The following is a 19,608-nucleotide window of genomic DNA, read 5'->3' as shown; positions in this document are numbered from 1 at the left end:
TATTTTTGTAATACATGAAGATATCAGAAATTCCGTCGGCCCAAGCTGTAGTGCAAGCTTGTAAATTTTATGGCGTAAAGAATATAGTAATTTCACCAGGATCAAGAAATGCTCCTTTGATTCTAAGTTTTACCAATGATGGTTATTTTAAATGCTATAGTATTGTAGATGAGCGCAGTGCTGCATTTTTTGCTTTAGGTATGGCACAGTATTTACAGGAACCTGTGGCAGTGGTTTGTACTTCTGGCAGTGCTCTTTTAAACTATTATCCTGCTATTGCAGAAGCATTTTATAGTGAAATACCGTTATTGGCCATATCTGCAGATAGGCCACCTTATAAAATTGATGTGGGCGATGGCCAAACTATTAGACAAGATCATGTGTATCATAGGCATATTGGGTACACGGCCAATTTAAAAATAGATGTAAATCATGCTATAGAAAGATTGGAACGCTATGCGCCTGAGTTGTTACTAACAAGCCAAGCAGATGTAATGACTGGCAATAAGAAGGCTCTAGAACATGCTTTTTCTATTTTATTAAACGAAAAATTGCCTGTTCACATAAACATCCCTTTTGAGGAACCTTTGTATAATTACGCTACAGAACCAATTGAGCGTATAAATTTTATTTCCCTATCTCCAGTTCAGGACAAGCCTTTTTTGCTTGATGACCAGTTTATTAAAGAATGGCAAAGCGCAAAGCGTAACCTTGTTTTAGTAGGGGTTAATGCGCCTAATTTTATTGACCAAAAATTTCTAGAAATTCTAGGTAATGATTCAAGTGTCTTAGTACTAACGGAGACCACCTCTAACCTGCATCATCCAAATTTCATTTCAAGTATTGATAGTCTAATTTTTCCTATTGAAAAATCAGAACATAAAGACCAATTGTTTCAAGACCTACAGCCAGAAATACTATTAACGTTTGGTGGTTTAGTGGTTTCAAAAAAAGTAAAGGCATTTTTGAGAAATTATCAGCCCAAAACCCATTGGCATGTTGGGGAAGGAAAGGCTAATGATACTTTTTTTGCTCTAAAGCAACATTTTAAAACCAACGTGAATAATTTTTTGGCAACGCTTCTTCAAGAGAATATTGCGGTAAATAGCCATTATTCTGAGTTTTGGAATGCCAAAATGCAAAAGCATTTAGAGAAAAGACAAGCGTATATTAACCAAATTCCGTTTTCAGATTTCTTGGCATTTTATCACATATTAAAAGCAATACCAAATGGTATTCAAGTGCATTTAAGTAATAGTTCTACTGTAAGGTATGCCCAGTTATTTAGTCTTAATCCTAGCAATCCAATTTATTGCAATAGGGGAACCAGTGGTATTGATGGTAGTACTTCTACAGCGGTCGGAGGCGCCGTTTTTTATGACTTACCAACGTTATTAATTACTGGCGATCTAAGTTTTTTTTATGACAGTAATGCCTTCTGGAACAATTATGTAAAATCCAATTTCAAAGTTATTCTGATAAATAACGGGGGAGGAGGTATTTTTAGGATTTTACCTGGTTTTGATGAGTCTGAAACCTTTTCTAAATATTTTGAGACGCAGCACAATTTAGATGCTAAGTACTTTTGTAAGCAATTTGGTATACATTACTCAATTGCCAATAATAAAGAGGACTTAATAGTTTCGTTAAAAGAATTTTTTAATCAAAATAAAGGACCTTCATTATTAGAGATTAAAACCCCTACTAACATTAATAACAAAATTTTGCTTGATTATTTCGATTTCATATCTTAGAAGCATATAAAACTTTAAATAGCACTAACAATCATGAGTAAAAGAGATGAATTAATTGAAAAGTATGCCGCAGACATCAAAGAGAAGTTCGGCGAAACTCCAGATATGGACTTGCTTACTAAAGTAGCTATTGGCTTAGGACCAGCTATTTATAACTTAGATGCCTCTAAAGTTTCTGGTAGTGACGATAAGGAACTAGAGACAGTTAAGAAGAACTTTTTGATGAAAAAATTGGGGTTGGCAGATAGTCCAGAGTTAATGGAGGCAATTAAGTCTGTGGTAACCAAATATGGTACTTCTGTAAAAAGTAAGCATAGGGCTGTTGTGTACTATCAATTAGCTAAGCATTTTAAAAAAGAGTCGGTATACAATTAAGATTTTAATATATCAGAATTAAAACCGTGCTTTGTGCACGGTTTTTTTGTTTTTATATGATTCATTTAGGAAATTACAATACGTTAGAAGTTTTAAGAAGTACCTCTGTTGGTGTTTTTTTAGGAGATGGAGAGGGTACGGAGGTCCTATTGCCCAATAAATATGTTCCAGACGGCATAGATTTAGGACAAGAAATAAAGGTTTTTTGTTATTTGGACCATATGGAAAGACCAATTGCCACAACACTTGAGCCCCTTATAATAAGAGATGGCTTTGCCAAGCTAAAAGTAATGGAGGTTAATGATTTTGGTGCTTTTGTGGATTGGGGCTTAGAGAAACAGCTATTAGTGCCCTTTAGGCAACAACAAATTAAACTAGAAGCAGGAAAATATTACGTTATTCATTGTTATTTAGACGAAAAGTCTTTTAGATTGGTAGGTAGCACAAAAATTGATAAATTTTTAAATAATGATCAGGTAGGACTGGAAATTAACCAAGAAGTAGACTTAATGGTCTACAAAAAGACAGATTTGGGCTTATCAGTTATTATAAATCAACGGCATCAAGGTTTGGTCTTTTCCAATGATGTATTTAAAAATGTTAGGGTAGGAGACCAATTAAAGGGATATATCAAAAACATAAGACCAGACAATAAAATTGATGTAACACTTCAACCCATTGGAGTAGAGGCTTTAGACTTTAATGCAAACAAAGTTTTGGAATTGGTTAAAAATGCTGGTGGTTATTTGCCCTTGCATGATAAATCTGATCCGGAAGCAATAAAAGAAAGTGTGCAACTAAGTAAAAAAGCTTTTAAGAAAGCTATAGGCATACTTTACAAAAAGAGACTGATTACCATTGACGAGGAAGGGATTACCCTAACCACCGAGGATTAATTTTTTTGTAGTTATAAGTAGAATAAGTAACTTTTAGCTGTTACTTTTTTTAATAATCTTTGAAAAAATTACATTTGTAACGTATTGCTTAGTAATTGTTTAAAGCTTAAGATTCATTTTAATCTATAAATTCCCCTATTAATATGCCTTTTATTGAAGAAACGGATTTACTGGATTTACACAAGGATATAGAAAAGTCTCAAATTATTAATGAACGACTTTTAGACCAGATAAAATTTAAAAATAAAGATTTAAGGAGAGTGCGTATTCAGCGCAACGTCTTGGTAGGGATAACAACCTTGTTTATTTTAGGAATAATTGGTTTAACTTCTTTTTCCGTTGGGGTCAATTCATCCAACAATCAACAAAACAACCTTTTAGTTTCTATTGATAGTCTGGATGCGATAAAAGCAAGGATAGACAATCTTAAAGAACAAAACCAAGAATTGAGTTTGGTTAAAGAATTTTATCTAGCAAAACAATTTTTAGAGAAAGAGAAGATATATTCCGTTCAAGTAAAATCATTTGTAGATAATAACGTAACACTAACTTCAGACGCTTTAACCAATACTCTATTTGTTAAAACCAATCCTTTTTATGCGTATTCTTTAGGTACTTTTGAAACCTTGGAAGAGGCGCAAAAATTTAGGAAACAATTGGTGAATATAGGTTTTGAAGATGCTTTTGTGGCTTCTTACAAAGATGGCGAACGTTTACAAATAGAAGATCCTTTTTAATTGACTAAAATTAAAGCGTGGTTTAGTGCCGCTCGTTTAAGAACGTTGCCTTTGTCGGTTTCGGGCATCATAGTTGGTGCTGCCTTGGCACATTTTGAAGGGTATACCAAGCCGTCAATTTTTTGGCTTTGCATATTGGTTACCGTGTTATTTCAAATTATTTCCAATTTTGCCAATGATTATGGCGATGGGGTTAAAGGAACGGATAATGAAGAAAGAATAGGTCCTGCCAGAGCCTTACAAAGTGGTTTGCTTACGGCTAAAGAATTAAGATTAGGAATAATAATGTTGTCCGTAATAGCCTTTGCAGCAACATTAATCTTAATTCTGAAGGTATTTACTAAAGAAGAATTGCCTTATATCTTTTTATTTATTGTGCTGGGTCTAGCTTCAATTTGGGCGGCTATTAAATATACCGTGGGTAAATCTGCTTACGGTTATAATGGGTTGGGAGATATTTTTGTCTTTTTGTTTTTTGGCTTGTTGGCCGTTTTAGGTACCTACTTTTTATTTACTAAGCAGTTTGCTGTTTTATTGCTTTTACCGGCAACCACAATAGGACTTTTGTGTGTGGCCGTTTTAAACTTGAATAACTTAAGAGATGTACAGTCAGATACAAAGGCCGGCAAGAATACTTTAATTGTAAAAATGGGTTTTAATGCTGGCAAAAAGTATCACCTGGTATTAATTGGTTTAAGTCTTATAACCTTACTATTTTACTTTTTACTTGTTGGGTGGTCTCCCGTAATTATGATTTGTTTACTGCCCTATGTGGTTTTGGGTTTCCATATCATAAGGGTTATTAAAATTAAAGAGCCCAAGCTGTTAGATCCAGAGCTTAAGGTAGTGGCTTTGAGCACTTTTTTATTAGCATTGTTAATTTATTTTTCGCTAAATTATTTTTTGTAATTTTGATGTTAAATTTTTCTAAAGCCTTATAATTTGGAACACCCTATCAAAATACTTATTGTTGAGGATAACGTTATTATAGCAGACGATATGCAATCTATGTTAGAAGAGATTGGGTATGAAGTTGTAGATAATGTTATTGTTTATGAACAAGCAGTAGAAGTTTTAAAAAACAATCATGTCGATTTAGTTTTAATCGATATTATTTTAGCCTCAGATAAAACGGGTATAGATTTAGGAAAACATATTAGAAAAAACTACAATATCCCTTTCATCTTTGTTACATCCAACTCAGATAAAGCAACCGTAGAAAATGCAAAAACCGTAAAGCCAGATGGTTACTTGGTTAAACCTTTTGAGCAGCAAGATTTGTATACCTCAATCGAAATTGCGCTTTCAAATTTTAATTATGCGCAAAAGGCTAATGAAAAATCTAATCTAGATACAAAAGCAGGGGAAAGTTTTACGTCCAATTCGGTTTTAAAGGATTCTATCTTTGTAAAGAAGCAACATCTTTATTACCGTATACAGTTTAGCGATATACAATTTATAAAGGCAGATAACGTCTATTTAGAAGTAAACACGGTAAATAAAAAATTCTTGGTGCGTTCTCCTTTAAAAGATTATTTAGAGAAGTTACCAAAGAATAAATTTTTTAGAGCACACAAATCTTACATTGTAAATGTTGATCATATAGATGCTATAAATTCTAAAGACATAATGATAAATAATAACTTAATTCCTATATCAAAAGAGTTTAAAGAATTTATTATTTCTTCTATGAACTCTTAAGTATAAGCTTATCATAAAAATTTATAAGGCACCTTAACAAGGTGCTTTTTTTATGCCACATTGTATTTAACCCAGTAGGCAACAGCATTTACTACTTACACAACAATAATTGTTGGCAGCGTTATTCTCCTTGTATATTTACAGTGTAATTCTTTGAGAGGGTTACCCAAAAACAAAACAAAATTTTTTCATTTTCATATAGTGTTCTCGTAAAAAAGCCTTGTTCTCCGGAACGGGGCTTTTTTCATTTTATACCATTGAATAACTAAAATTTCGATGAAATACCAAGTCTGCTTTGAGGATAACTATTTCACAACAGAATAGGTTCCTTTCACAACAAAATAAAAAACGCAGTACCATAATAACCTACTTTTGATACTGTTCTTAAAGAACACCCAAATCTTATCTTTAAACATAAACCGAAATGGTTAAGACTGTGCATAATCCCATATGCACAGTCTTTATTTAAAACTTAATGTTTTTACTGCTTTGCACACTAAAAAGATATAAGTTTTAGTTATGTAACCACCTTGTGCTTTGTAATAACAGCAAAATTTAAAAGAACTAGTTTTCTAGTTCTATATGTGATTTAGTTGTTTAGAATTGGAAAGAGAAAACTATAGTTACGAGAATAACATATGACACCCAAACAAACATTAGTAGTATTAACCTTTTTGGCCACAGCCCTTCTTTGCTTGCCTATGCAGGCACAAAATTCGCAAGAAGTAAATCCACTAGAGACCTTTAGTTCTTTAGAAGGAGCCCAAAATAAATTAGACTACTTTTTTAATACCCCTAATAGATACACAGAAAACTCTGCATACGATTGGTTAGAGTCCGTAAGGGTATCTCTAAGTACTTCAGAAAAAACAAATGATACCCTAGGCATATTGGCTTACAAATTAATGGAAGCCAAATTGTATAGCGATATTGGCGATAATGATAAGAGCATTGCTATTGCCAAAGAACTATATAATGGTACGGACAGTCTAGAGTTAGACAAAATGTCTTTGTTGTTGGAATTGATGGATGAAAATTACCAGCGACTCCAAATGTATGACAAGCAAATAGAGATAAGGGAACTAAAGAAGAGTTTAGGTTTAACAGAAAATGTAGCCTATCATGATATTTATGCTAGTATGGGTTTATACAGACAGGCCATGAAGCAGTATATAATGGATGTAAAACCAACTATTCCAGATAACGATTACTATGCCTTTGCACAATTTCATAATAAAATAGGGTATTTTCTGTATCAAGATAAATCAGCGCCTACGGCTCTCACGGAATTTAACAAATCCATTTCGTTCCTAAATCTTTACATTAACGATATTTCTATACAGAAAACAGAAATAGATATTTTTAACAGCGAAGCATTGCGTGCAGAGGTAGAAGGTAACATTGGTAAAAGTCAGGTTCTTTTAAAACAATATATAGAAGCCATACCAAACCTTAACAACAGCATAAAAACCTTTAAAGAGTTTAATCACGGAAAATTTACAAGTCAGATTACCGAGAATACTTTAAACCTAGCAGAAGCACATTTGCAGCTAGACAACAACAGAACCGCAAAAAAACTTTTAGAAGAAGAGTTTGAAGAAATGACAGTTGAGCAACGTATTAAACGAAATAGGTTGTTGGCCCAGTATTATGATAAAATAGAAAATTATAAAAGTGCGGCTCAGTTTTACAAGAAAAATGCTTTTATAAAAGACTCTTTAAAAGCCAATGAGGTTTCTATTTTAAAACAACAATTGGTTGCTATTGTAGGTACCTCGGATCTAGAAAATTCTAGAAAACTTATTGCGGAGCAAAAGATGGCAAATGAGAAAATTAGAAATGACCTCAAAGCTCAAGGAGAAAGAATTTATTTGGTATTAATATCGTTGATATTTACGGTTTTGGGTCTTATAGGGCTTGTATATGCGTATGCCAAGAGTATAAAAAACCAGCGCTTAATTGCGGAACAAAAGCATTTTATAGAAGACTCTTTAAAAGAAAAAGAATCTTTATTGAGGGAAATTCACCATAGGGTAAAGAACAATTTACAAATGGTATCTAGTTTATTGAGTTTACAGACCCGCAATACCAAGAGTAAAGCTGCTATTGCCGCTTTAGAAGAAGGAAAAAGTAGGGTAAAAGCAATGGCACTTATCCATCAAAAACTATATCAAAACGAAGACCTGTCTTACATTGAGATGCAAGGCTATATAGAAAGCTTAATCAATAGTGTACAATCTGTATTTAAAAAAGGAGGCCACAACATTAGTATTACCGTAGATGCAGAAGGTACCGAACTGGATATTGATAGGGCTATACCATTTGGACTTATCTTGAACGAATTGGTTTCCAATACGTTTAAGTACGCATTCCCAGATGGTGACGATAATGGTAAAATTTACATACACTTGCGTAAAGATGGCGATAAAGGATATTTTGAGTATTCTGATAATGGTGTAGGTTTACCAGAAGATATGGACGAGCGTACCAATACCTCTATGGGCTTTAGATTAATAAATAGATTGGTAAATCAATTACAATCTAAACTTAATGTAGACCATACAAAAGAAGGTGTTCGTTTTTGGTTCAATTTTTAAATTAACGCACCGTACTTTTAAGTACTAACCTGTGGAGAAGCTTAGGAAAAAATCGTTTTAGGTAAATGCCCAACAGTTCTTTTCCGCCAATGTAGATTTCAAATTTTTTCTTTTGTAACCCTACTCTTATTTTTCTGGCGGCAAGTTCAGGAGCTAAACCTTCACTTGTTGCTTTATCATCAGTACCCTGTTTTTGCCCAGAGCCTATTAAGGCATTTTTTGCTATTGAAGTGGCAACAAATCCAGGGCAAATTAAGGTTACGCTAATACCATCTTTTTGATGCTCTAAACGTAAAGCGTCAAAAAAACCATGTAAAGCATGTTTAGCTCCACAATAGCCAGATCGGTAGGGAGAGGCAAATTTACCCATTAAGCTAGTAACCACGCCAATTGTACCGTGCTTTTGGTTAATGTAATAAGGTAGTAAAGCCTTGGTCAAAGCCACAGTTCCTAGATAGTTAACCCGCATTAATTTCTCATAAACCGCTAAAGACGTTTCCGTTATTAATGATCTTTGGCTAATACCGGCATTATTTATTAAAATATCTATTCTTCCAAAACAATTGAATGCTTTTTCGGCCTTTGTTTCCATGGCGTCTAGCTCATTTAAATCCAACGGTAAAATGGCGGTACCTGTTCTATCTTTAATTGAATTGGCAATAGCGGTTAATTTTTCCGTATTACGTGCAGAAAGAATAATGTTATAATGTAAACTGGCATATTCGTACACCAAAGCTTCTCCAATTCCAGAGGAGGCCCCTGTTATCCAAACTACTTTTTTTTCGTTCATTTTAATTCTAGTAAAAAAGGTAATATACTTAAATTTGTTTAGGCTATGAAAGCATTTTACAAAAGGTATATTTTATATTTTAAAAGGCCAAGTGGTACTTCAAGAGGGGTGCTTACAAAAAAGGAAACTTGGTTTATAATTTTAGAAGAAAACGGTAAACAGGGTATTGGCGAGTGCGGTATTCTAAGGGGTCTAAGTATTGATGATAGACCAGATTATGAAAAAAAACTACACTATACTTGTTCAAATATCCATCTGGGCCTCTCCAAATTATTGGAAGAGCTGGTAGAATTTCCATCTATCCAGTTTGGTCTAGAACAGGCATTTTTATCGTTAAATAGTAATTCTCCTTTTGAACTGTTCCCTTCTGGTTTCGTTAAAAATGAAGCGCCTATCAATATAAACGGACTTATTTGGATGGGAGATAAGTCTTTTATGTTGGAGCAAATTCAGCAAAAACTTAAAGAAGGTTTTCATTGTATAAAAATGAAAATTGGCGCTATAGATTTTGATACCGAAATTTCCATACTAAAGTCCATAAGAAAGCGATATTCTGCTTCGGAAATAGAATTGAGAGTAGACGCCAATGGTGCGTTTGGCCCTTCTAAAGCATTGGAAAGATTAACTGTTTTAGCAAGTTTTGATTTGCATTCCATAGAACAGCCTATTAAGCAAGGTCAGTTGCAGTATATGTCTGATTTGTGTAGAAAATCACCTCTTCCAATTGCACTAGATGAAGAGTTAATAGGGATAGTTAAGTATAAGGATAAAAAAGCTTTGTTGGAAACTATAAAGCCCAATTATATTATTCTAAAACCAAGCTTGGTTGGTGGGTTTAAAGGTTCAGAAGAATGGATAACTATTGCAGAATCTTTAGGGATTAACTGGTGGATAACAAGTGCGTTAGAGAGCAACGTGGGATTAAATGCCATAGCGCAATGGACGGCAACGTTGAATACAACAATCCCACAAGGTTTAGGAACGGGCAGTCTTTTTACCAATAATTTTGATTCTCCCCTTACCGTTAGCAATGGAAAGTTGTTTTATAGAAATGACTTATCTTGGCAAGATAATCTAATCAACGCCTTATGTATATAGAACAAGGTTACAAAAGTACCCCTGGTTTATGGAAGTTTTTTGTGTTACCTATTGGTTTTATTGGTTTTATGCTACTCAACTATATTGCTACGTTAATGAGCAATATGGATGTGGAAGCTTCTATGGCCATGCTCATAGACAAACTTGGTAAAAATATTACATTAATATTTTTATTGGCACCATTGGTAGTTGGTTTATTTGTTGTTCTTGGATGGGTGCTTTTAGTGCATGGACAAAGTATTACGGCCTTAACTACATCAAGAAAAAAAATTGATTGGAAAAGGGTATTTTTTGCTTTTGGCGTCTGGGGTACCCTAACGGTTATTTTAACCATGACAGACATATTTATGTCTCCAGAAGATTATGTGTTCACGTTTCAACTAAATAAATTTATACCCATGGCAGTAATTGCCATTTTATTGGTGCCTTTACAGACCAGTTTTGAGGAGTATTTGTTTAGGGCCCACATGATGCAAGGATTGGGGTTGTTGGCTAAAAATAGATGGGTGCCTTTGTTTACCACATCAATTATCTTTGGTTTAATGCATATTGCAAATCCTGAGGTGGGTAAATTGGGTATGGGCATAATGGTGTATTACATTGGAACTGGTTTTTTTCTAGGAATATTAACCCTTATGGATGAGGGATTGGAGTTAGCTTTGGGTTTTCACGCAGCCAATAATTTAATTTCAGCCTTATTATTAACGGCAGAATGGACTGCTTTTCAAACAGATTCCATTTATACCGATGTATCTGAGCCAATTCTTGGCTGGGATGTTTTGGTCCCAGTTCTGGTTATTTTTCCAATATTGTTAGCATTGTTCGGAAAAATATACAATTGGAAAAATTGGAAAGAAAAATTGTTTGGCAGGATTTTAACTAAAGAAGAATTTTTTGCAAAAGAAAACGCGACTACATCCTGATTTTAAATTAAATGGGCAATCTTTTTCTGAAGAAGCCTTGTTGACCTTTGCACGGCTAGAACAAGCTTCGGATAAAGACTATAGAGTATCTGTAGGTGATTTTTTGGTGGATTGGTTATCTGAAACCGATAGTGTAAAGGTATTCACATCAGGTTCTACCGGAAAGCCTAAACAGATTATTTTGCAAAAAGAACACATGCGAAATTCGGCAATGGCCACAGGTAGATTTTTCAACCTACAGTCTGGTGAATCTGCATTATTGTGCTTATCAGCAGCATTCATTGCAGGTAAGATGATGTTGGTAAGAGCCATGGTCCTTGGTTTGGAATTAGTTATAGTACCTCCCTCTAATAATCCTTTAAAAGATTTAAAAGAAAATTTTGATTTTGTGGCGATGGTACCGTTACAAGTAACTAGCAGTTTAGCTTTATTAAATCAAGTAAAAACATTGATTATAGGAGGTGCCCCGGTATCTAAGGAACTAAGAGAGGAATTAGTGGTTTTGAACACTAATAGTTTTGAAACCTATGGAATGACGGAGACGATAACCCATATTGCCGCAAAAAATCTTAAAGAATCCAATTTTTTTCGAGTACTACCGGAGGTTACAATAGATAAAGACCAAAGAGGTTGTCTAGTAGTGAAGGCTCCCAGGGTTTCATTTGAAGTTATACAAACCAATGATATGGTTGAACTAAAAGGAAGCCAGATGTTTAAATGGTTGGGTAGGTGGGACAATGTTATCAATAGCGGGGGGATTAAATTGATTCCAGAGGTTATTGAGGAAAAGCTAAAGCCTCATATTCAAAACCGGTTTTTTCTATTTGGGGTAAAAGATGAGCGCTTAGGTCAAAAATTGTGTTTGCTTATAGAACAAGAATCGGTGGTATCCAAAAATATAATAGAAGGGATAAAGCAACATTCCAATTTAACCAAATTTGAAACGCCAAAGTCAATTTACACACTAGCCAAATTTGTAGAAACCGATACGGGTAAAGTAAAACGGCAAGCCACAATAGATAAATTATTTCTGTAATTTCATTCCAATCAAAATCAACCAATTCACAATGAAAAATTTTAAGTTATTAGTGGTATTATTTATTTCTACACTATGTTATTCGCAACAAATAGTTTCTGAAAAAGAAAGGGCGCAAATAGTAGATGAAATTTTAGAAGAACGTTTTAATGTGCTTTTACCAGAATTAATGGATAAAACCAAAATAGATATGTGGTTGGTTATTTCAAGGGAATATAATGAAGACCCTGTCATCAAAACTATGCTACCCGCAACTTGGTTAAATGCTAGACGTAGAACAATCTTATTATTCTACAGGGATAAAACTAAAAATACAATAGAAAAATTAGCTGTAGCCCGTTACAATGTGGGTAAGAGTATAGTTTCTGCCTGGGAAAAGGAAAAACAACCCAATCAATGGAAACGACTCGTAGAATTAATAGAAGAACGCAAGCCAAAAACTATAGCCTTAAATTTTTCTAAGGACCATAATATTGCAGACGGCTTGGTTAAAACAGATTATGAAGAATTATTGGCAGCTTTGCCAAAAAAGTACCATTCTAAAATAACTTCTGCGGAACAATTGGCTGTTAGATGGATAGAAACCAGAACAGCCAGAGAAATGGTAATCTACAATCAATTAGTGGATATTACCCACGATATTATTGCAGAAGCGTTTTCAGAAAAAGTTATTACCCCTGGTTTTACAACTACTACAGATGTAGAGTGGTGGATGCGACAAAAGGTTACAGATTTGGGCTTAGAAACATGGTTTCACCCAACAGTTGACGTGCAAAGAACTAGCGATGAATTAGTAGGGCACCTATATTCCTTTTCGGGCAGACCAGAAGACATGGTAATAATGCCCGGAGACTTGGTGCATTGTGATTTTGGCATAACCTATTTGCGTTTAAATACCGATTGTCAAGAACTGGCCTATGTTTTAAAACCAAATGAAACAAAAGCGCCTCAATTTCTTGTAGATGCTTTAAAGGACGGTAATAAAGTACAAGACTTTTTAACTAATAATATGATTAAGGGGCGTACTGGTAACGAAATCTTAGCAAAATCCTTAAAAGAAGCTAAAGAAGCAGGGTTTAAGCCAGCTATTTATACGCATCCATTGGGTCTTTACGGGCACTCTGCAGGTACAACAATTGGCATGTGGGATTCACAAGGAGGGGTGTTTAAAGACGATGGTGAAAATTATCCGTTAAACCCAAATACGGTTTACGCAATTGAGCTTAATACCACAGTTAATATTCCAGAATGGAAAAGGGATATCCGAATTATGCTAGAAGAAGCTGGATTTTACGGTGAAGATGGGTTTAGATACGTAAATGGCAGACAAACAAATTTATTGCTAATACCTAGGGTTAAACCGCAATTGGGGCAATAATAAAATTCGTATATTAGTGTAAAACAGCCGTTTAATTAAAATTGAGCATTTTCTTTAATCTTTTTAACGAAACACTATGAAAAAGAATATTTTATTTTTTGTTTTAATTGTGTTCACCAATTTAACTTGGGCACAAGAACGCAGTATTATAGGAATTATCACCGATGGCACCAACCCAATAGAAAATGTTAAGATTGCTATTGAAAACACGGAGAATACAGTGTTTACAAATACCAAAGGTGAATATGAGATTATTGCCAATAAGGGAGATATAGTCGTATTCAGTTCTATAGGTTTAAAAGAGGTTAAAATAAAGGTTGAAGATGTTACTACCCGCTTAAATTTGGTAATGACGCCAGACGTACAAGAGTTAGAAGAGGTAACCGTAGAGGCCAGTAAACGTAGATCGCAACAAGAATTATCAGAAGATTATTTTAGCAATAAAAATATTATCAAAACCGCTTATGGCTATCTAGATGCAGATAGGATAAGTGGAAAGGTAAGGATGTTATCTGAAGATGAAATTAATCCAGTTGGTCTTTGTTTACTTGATTTACTTCGTAATCGATTTTCAGGTATCCGTGTTGTTGGTAATTGCACAAGTGGCAAGCAAACCTTTGGCGTTGGTTCTATTTCTACCGCCTCATTAACAGGTGGAGCTGTTTTTATACGTGGGGGTGGGTCTTTGACCAATTCTAATCCAGCAATTTTTGATGTTGATGGACAAATCTTCACGAATGTTCCAATTTGGGTGGATATAAACAATATCAAAAGAATAGCAATTTTAGGAAATTTAGCAAGCACGGTGGCATACGGTAACCTAGGAGACGGTGGGGTTATTGTTGTGAATACGATTACAGGAACTGCAGGCAACAATAAAATAGTGGATCAAGCAAGGTTACGTAATAACTTTTTATCTTCAGCTGTTCTTTCTAGAGAAAAGGTTTTTGAGAACGAACCAACCTATTTAAAAGAACTTTATAAATCTAGTAGCTTAGATGAAGCTAGGAATATTTATGGAAAATTTGAAGCTACTTATAGCAATTCTCCTTATTTTATTTTAGATGCCTACAAGTATTTTTCTTCAAAAAATGATGATAATTTTGCTAAACTAATCATAACTGAAAATCAAGGGCTTTTTCAAGATAATCCTGTACTTTTAAAGGCTCTTGCTTATATGTATGACTTTTTTGGCAACCATACAAAAGCAAACGAGACTTATAAAGAAATTTTTGTTCAGCGCCCTAATTATGTTCAGAGTTATATGGACCTGGCAAATAGTTACAGGGATTTAGATGCTTCCAAGCAAGCCGCCTCAATTTATTCTAGATATCAATATCTTGTGCAGGAAGGTTTTTTAAGTCAAGACTCTATTGGTTTTGATCCAATAATTAGTAGAGAGTTTAATAATTTGCTGTTACTGGATAAAAATACAATAGTAAATAAATCTAAAAATCAATTATTTGTAGCGGAAGAGGAGTTTAAGGGTACTCGTCTGGTGTTTGAATGGAATGATAGTGAGGCGGAATTTGATTTACAGTTTGTAAATCCAGAAAATCAGTATTATTTATGGAAACATAGTCTTGCAGATTCTCAAGAAGAAATTAAAAGAGAAAAAGATTTTGGTTATAATGTAAAAGAGTACTTATTAGATAATTCTCTGCCAGGTACATGGAAGGTGAATATTACTTATTATGGCAACAAAAGTTTAACGCCAACTTACCTTAAAGCCACTATTTACGAAAACTATGGTACTCATATGCAAAATAAAACCGTGCAACTATTTAAATTAGGTATAAAGGGAGTAAACCATGAATTGTTCACTGTTAATTCTCCCCTTAAAGTGGTTTCTAGATAGGTAAATTACCAAAACCGTATTTATCGATGTTCTATTAGATATATATTTAAGCAATAATGGATTGAATGTAGACGAATTCACTTTTCCTCCAAGTCATTTATATCCCTAACGGTAAGAAATGGTGTTTGTTTCTTTTAAATTAAGAAACCGTAATAAGTAAAGTATCAAATTTACTTATTAGTGGCTCATATTCTTTTTTTAATGCATAGTAATTAAAAGAAACAAATTCATATTAATCCTTGCTGTCTAAAAGATTTAATATTTTGATTTACAATACAATAAATATAATATCTTATCAATGAGAATCTTTATCATTTTCATTTTCTTAATCTGTTTTGTTAATAAAATGTATCCCCAGCAAGACTATAAGGGTCAGGTTTTGAATGCTTCCAGTAAGAATCCAATTCCCTTTGTAAATATTGGTATATTAGAAAAAGGAATAGGTACGGTCAGTGATGAAGAAGGATTCTTTCATTTACCCTTGAATAATCTGCACATTAAACCCACAGATACACTGGTATTTTCTTCACTTGGTTATGAAACTAAAAAGATATTAGTTAAAGAAGCAGATATCGTTTATGCGGATTATCCTAAAGTAGAATTAATTCCAACTACCTACAATTTGAATGAAGTTGTAGTTACGGACAAAAGAGTTCTACTTGTTCCAGAGAATATTGGTTATGCTAACTTAGGAGAGGAAGTGTATGGATATTTTAAAGATAACATTGCTCTTGGTGGAGAATTAGCTACAAAAGTTGTTGTGAAAAGTGGATTAAGAAGGCTGGATAAATTTACTTTTGAGGTCGTAAACAATCCTTCTGATAGTTTATTGATAAGGGTAAATATTTATAATATAGATAGAAATTTAAGAATTCCTTTATCAAATTTAAATAAGTCTAACGAGAATATCGTTAAAACTATTACTCGTGGTGAACGTATGGTAAGTGTAGACTTAAAACCCTATTCAATTTTTGTAGAGAATGATTTTATAATCGCTATTGAATTACTTAAAATTTACGGTGAATCAGACTTGGGGCTAATATTAGCCGCAGTTAAAGATTTTACACAAGAAAAATTTAACCTAGAGAACAATGGATGGACAAATACAATAGATGATGGGCATGGTTCTTATAGGAGATATGCAAGCCAGTCAAAGTGGGAACGTTTTACAAATTTAAATATGGCTTATTCTCTAGAAAGTTCATTAATTGTAGATGAAAAAAAATATAACAGATACTTAAAACAAAGTGAAAAACGTCGATTAGCAAAGAAATTTTTATCTGGGTTCGCAATTTTGAATGGAAAAATGATAGCAGGAGTAGAGGTATTTAATCATAGAACTAAGCAAAGTGTATTTACCAATAAGAATGGCAGATACAAGATAGAAGGAAAAAAAGGCGATTTGATTAGTTACTTTAAAAAAGGTTTTGTCAATAAACAATTTAAAATAAAGAATAGATTTATTTTTAATATTCAATTGTCAAAAACAGATTAAATTATATAATTCCATTTTAAAAAAAGGTCATTCATTAGAATCTATTTTGGTTTTTTAAAGCTGTACAATTAATTTTTAAATCAAAAATTTATTACTTGCGTAAAAGGTTCGTACCTTAGCCTGTAGCTCGGGGTGCTCCTAATTGGTGCTGAGAATATACCCGTAAACCTGAACTGGATAATACCAGCGTAGGAAAGTTAAGGACACTTAGTTCAGCATAGAACCTATTCTACTTATCTAGCTTCAGGTGTATAATTAATGTATACCTGAATATGAGTAATTTACAAGAAAAAGAAAGCTTTCAATTAGTTACCCAGAATTTGCAACAATGGCAAGGTAGGGACGAGTGGTTTTTTAATAGAAAATATACCGATACTTACGAAGAATACTATGAAGGGCCTTACAAAAGAGCAGAAGTTTGGCAGAAAAAGGTGTTGGCCTCATTGGTAAAGAGCGATGACCGTATCAATACCCTGTTAGAATTTGGTTGTGGAACTACTAGATTTACGCGTTGGTGGCAAGAAATTGGAATAGAAGCATGCGGTGGCGATATTTCACCCTTTATGCTTGGGCAGGCCGCCCAACGTTTTCAGGGCGACTTGGTAATGGCAGATAGTCATCATATGCCATTTAAAGATCACACTTTTGATGTTTTGGCGTTTGTAACCACCTTTGAGTATTATAAAGACCCGGTTAAAGTAATACGAGAAGCCGTAAGGGTAGGAAAATATGGAATTGTTTTTGGTATGATGAATCGAAATACTCCCAAGTTAATTAGACGAAGGGTGCAACAACAGTTTGGTAGAAACCACTTTTATGTTACCGCAAACTTTTATACGCCTAAAACCTTAAAAGCGGTTATAGATAAAGCCCTAAAGGGCAGGGATTATTCTATTAATTGGACAACTACAGGTTTGCCTAAATGGTTTCCGGTACAACAATGGAACGTACCCGTGGGAGATTTTTTTGGATTGCATGTTAAACTAAATGATGTGGACTAATGAGTAAAGTTTTACCATTAGGCAAAATAACCAGTAGCGGATTTAAAAAAATGGTTTTTCCACTAACGGGAGCTAAGAGAGAAACCGTAATAAAAGGTCCTAAGTTTGGTGTGGATACAGCTGTTATAGATATAGGTAACGGTATGGCTTTAGCAACAAGTAGCGATCCTTTGTCTTTAATTCCTTCTATGGGGTTAAAGAAATCTGCTTGGTTATCGGTACAACTTTTAGCCAATGATATGGCCACTACAGGGTTTAAACCGCAATACGCACAGTATGTTTTAAATTTACCGGCATCTATGTCCAATGCTGATTTTGAGGAATATTGGAAATACATTCACGAATTCTCTGAGCGTTTAGGTATTGCCATTACAGGAGGGCATACTTGTAAAATAGAAGGACAACAAAGTACCATCTCCGGAGGGGGAACTATGTTCTTGACCGCACCAAAAGATGAAATTTTAACAAGTGATGGGGTACAAGAAGGTGATGCCATTATTGTGACCAAAAGCGCAGCGTTCAGTTCATCCGCGATTCTAGCAGCTAGTTTTCCAAATAAAGTTGGTGATTTAATAGGGGCAGAAATCCAAAAATTAGCTGCAGATCAATTTTACAAAACTTCGGTGGTAGAAGAAGCTATTATAACACGTGAGTTACTTATACCCAATGATGAACTTCATGCCATGCATGATGTTACGGAAGGTGGTGTTGTAGGTGGCCTTATGGAAGTTGCAGAAGCCTGCGGAATCGGTTTTGATATTAAAGATGAATTAATTCCTTTAGGTACTACCCAAAAGGCAATTACAGAGTTGTTTGGTATTGACCATAGATTCTCTTTAGGAACCGGGGCTATGTTAATAATGGTTAAGCAAGAAAAAGCTGAAAGCTTGGTTCAACATTTGGCCAAACATAAAATTGATGCCAAACAGATAGGTAACTTTTCTAAAGCAGGAGAAGCCTGTAGTATAAAAAAAGGTCAAACGTGGTCCAACATAACGTTTAACGGTATAGACCCTTATTGGGAGGCTTATTTTAAAGCTTTGGAAAACGGATGGAGTTAGATATAGGAGGACTTTATCTTGTTGTGGACCCTGCACTCCCTTTAGAGGAATTGCTGGATAAAGTAGAAATTGCATTGGAGAACGGAGTCAACCTAGTACAGATATGGAACAATTGGCCAACAGGTATTTCCGTTGAAGAAAAAGTGGTCTTAGTAGCTCGTTTATACGAACTAACTTCATACCATAAAATACCGCTTCTTATAAACGAAAATTTAGAATTGGAACCTTTTATTAAGGTGGATGGGTTTCATTTGGATACCATTCCAAATAACTTTAATAAAAACAATTTTGGGAATAACTACTTATTTGGGCTTACGTGTTCCAATGATTTGGAAGTCATAAAGAAGGCCGTGGCAAATAACCTAGATTATATATCATTCTGTGCCGTTTTTCCCTCCCAATCTGCTATAGATTGTGAACTGGTATCACTAGAGACCATAAAGAATGCAAGGGCAATAACAAAACTTCCCTTCTTTGTTTCTGGCGGCATCAATCATAAAACCATTAATAACCTAAAACAATATCCTATTCAAGGGATAGCTGTAATCTCTGGCATTATGAAAGCTAATGACATAGCTACGACCACAAAATCATATGCCCTAAAAATACGTACACTATTATGAGAAAAGAATTCTTGAATAAATTGTGTTGCCCTATAGATAAGGCAGATTTAAAAACACAGATATTTTTACAAGACGAAGAAGGTCAAATAATTGAGGCATTAATGACTTGCCCCAAATGCAAACGTTATTATCCGGTAATTTATGGTATTCCAATTATGACCCCAGATGAATTTAGGGAAAAAGCATTGGAAGAACCGTTACTTAAAAAATGGGGAAAACTAGAGACCTTAAATCTTGAAGATAATCAAGAGAAAATCCTAGAATTAGACAGTTAAAAAAAGGGGG

18 protein-coding genes and 1 riboswitch are annotated in these 19,608 nt (G+C 34.2%); of the genes, 17 read left to right on the top strand and 1 reads right to left on the bottom strand.

Features of this window, described 5'->3' with window-relative positions; genetic code table 11:
- The first annotated feature begins 14 nt into the window (after positions 1-14).
- From menD to BUL40_RS07850, 7 genes are all read left to right on the top strand, one after another.
- A complete protein-coding gene (gene menD / locus BUL40_RS07880; protein ID WP_080318790.1) occupies positions 15-1,754 on the top strand; it encodes a 2-succinyl-5-enolpyruvyl-6-hydroxy-3-cyclohexene-1-carboxylic-acid synthase in 1,740 nt (579 codons plus the stop codon).
- 33 nt (positions 1,755-1,787) lie between these two features.
- Positions 1,788-2,129 carry a DUF2853 family protein gene (locus BUL40_RS07875; RefSeq protein WP_010517227.1) on the top strand — a complete coding sequence of 114 codons (342 nt, stop codon included), beginning with the start codon at positions 1,788-1,790 and terminating at the stop codon, positions 2,127-2,129.
- Positions 2,130-2,185: 56 nt separating this feature from the next.
- Positions 2,186-3,025: a CvfB family protein gene (locus BUL40_RS07870; protein ID WP_176465460.1), complete on the top strand. Its 840-nt coding sequence runs from the start codon at positions 2,186-2,188 to the stop codon at positions 3,023-3,025.
- A 143-nt stretch (positions 3,026-3,168) separates the two neighbouring features.
- Positions 3,169-3,762 carry an SPOR domain-containing protein gene (locus tag BUL40_RS07865; RefSeq protein WP_010517223.1) on the top strand — a complete coding sequence of 198 codons (594 nt, stop codon included), beginning with the start codon at positions 3,169-3,171 and terminating at the stop codon, positions 3,760-3,762.
- Positions 3,763-4,671: a 1,4-dihydroxy-2-naphthoate octaprenyltransferase gene (gene menA / locus BUL40_RS07860; protein ID WP_080318788.1), complete on the top strand. Its 909-nt coding sequence runs from the start codon at positions 3,763-3,765 to the stop codon at positions 4,669-4,671.
- A gap of 33 nt (positions 4,672-4,704) precedes the next feature.
- A complete protein-coding gene (locus tag BUL40_RS07855) occupies positions 4,705-5,463 on the top strand; it encodes a LytR/AlgR family response regulator transcription factor (protein ID WP_080318787.1) in 759 nt (252 codons plus the stop codon).
- A 638-nt stretch (positions 5,464-6,101) separates the two neighbouring features.
- Complete coding sequence (locus BUL40_RS07850) at positions 6,102-8,060, top strand: sensor histidine kinase (RefSeq protein WP_080318786.1); 1,959 nt, start codon at positions 6,102-6,104, stop codon at positions 8,058-8,060.
- Position 8,061: 1 nt separating this feature from the next.
- On the opposite strand, the gene BUL40_RS07845 is transcribed toward BUL40_RS07850, so the two are convergent.
- Positions 8,062-8,850, bottom strand: coding sequence for an SDR family oxidoreductase (locus tag BUL40_RS07845; RefSeq protein ID WP_080318785.1), 789 nt, complete (start codon positions 8,848-8,850; stop codon positions 8,062-8,064).
- 45 nt (positions 8,851-8,895) lie between these two features.
- Here BUL40_RS07845 and BUL40_RS07840 point away from each other — a divergent pair, with 45 nt between their 5' ends.
- The 10 genes from BUL40_RS07840 (at position 8,896) to BUL40_RS07795 (ending at position 19,598) form a co-directional block, all read left to right on the top strand.
- Positions 8,896-9,948, top strand: a complete 1,053-nt coding sequence (locus BUL40_RS07840; RefSeq protein WP_080318784.1) for an o-succinylbenzoate synthase — start codon at positions 8,896-8,898, stop codon at positions 9,946-9,948.
- Positions 9,939-10,871, top strand: coding sequence for a CPBP family intramembrane glutamic endopeptidase (locus BUL40_RS07835; protein WP_080318783.1), 933 nt, complete (start codon positions 9,939-9,941; stop codon positions 10,869-10,871). Before BUL40_RS07840 ends, BUL40_RS07835 begins: the two co-directional genes overlap by 10 nt.
- Positions 10,843-11,907: an AMP-binding protein gene (locus tag BUL40_RS07830; RefSeq protein WP_080318782.1), complete on the top strand. Its 1,065-nt coding sequence runs from the start codon at positions 10,843-10,845 to the stop codon at positions 11,905-11,907. Before BUL40_RS07835 ends, BUL40_RS07830 begins: the two co-directional genes overlap by 29 nt.
- 31 nt (positions 11,908-11,938) lie before the next feature.
- Complete coding sequence (locus BUL40_RS07825; RefSeq protein WP_080318781.1) at positions 11,939-13,285, top strand: M24 family metallopeptidase; 1,347 nt, start codon at positions 11,939-11,941, stop codon at positions 13,283-13,285.
- A 76-nt stretch (positions 13,286-13,361) separates the two neighbouring features.
- Positions 13,362-15,143 (top strand): carboxypeptidase-like regulatory domain-containing protein, encoded by a 1,782-nt coding sequence (locus BUL40_RS07820; RefSeq protein WP_080318780.1) that lies wholly within the window; start codon positions 13,362-13,364, stop codon positions 15,141-15,143.
- Positions 15,144-15,441: 298 nt separating this feature from the next.
- The gene (locus BUL40_RS07815) at positions 15,442-16,638 is read left to right on the top strand and encodes a carboxypeptidase-like regulatory domain-containing protein (RefSeq protein ID WP_080318779.1); all 1,197 of its coding nucleotides are present in this window, start codon (positions 15,442-15,444) and stop codon (positions 16,636-16,638) included.
- Positions 16,639-16,756: 118 nt separating this feature from the next.
- Positions 16,757-16,850: riboswitch (TPP riboswitch) on the top strand.
- Positions 16,851-16,910: 60 nt separating this feature from the next.
- Positions 16,911-17,639: a class I SAM-dependent methyltransferase gene (locus BUL40_RS07810; RefSeq protein WP_080318778.1), complete on the top strand. Its 729-nt coding sequence runs from the start codon at positions 16,911-16,913 to the stop codon at positions 17,637-17,639.
- The gene (locus BUL40_RS07805; RefSeq protein ID WP_080318777.1) at positions 17,639-18,700 is read left to right on the top strand and encodes an AIR synthase-related protein; all 1,062 of its coding nucleotides are present in this window, start codon (positions 17,639-17,641) and stop codon (positions 18,698-18,700) included. The genes BUL40_RS07810 and BUL40_RS07805 overlap by 1 nt, the downstream gene beginning before the upstream one ends.
- Entirely contained in the window at positions 18,691-19,323 is a 633-nt protein-coding gene (locus BUL40_RS07800) for a thiamine phosphate synthase (protein WP_080318776.1), read from the top strand. Before BUL40_RS07805 ends, BUL40_RS07800 begins: the two co-directional genes overlap by 10 nt.
- On the top strand, positions 19,320-19,598 hold the full coding sequence (locus BUL40_RS07795; RefSeq protein WP_010517203.1) for a Trm112 family protein: 279 nt from the start codon (positions 19,320-19,322) through the stop codon (positions 19,596-19,598). The genes BUL40_RS07800 and BUL40_RS07795 overlap by 4 nt, the downstream gene beginning before the upstream one ends.
- Positions 19,599-19,608 lie beyond the last annotated feature (10 nt).

It is taken from the genome of Croceivirga radicis, assembly GCF_002072105.2.
Taxonomy (GTDB): Bacteria; Bacteroidota; Bacteroidia; order Flavobacteriales; family Flavobacteriaceae; genus Croceivirga; species Croceivirga radicis.
This window is presented reverse-complemented; position numbering and strand designations above follow the sequence as displayed.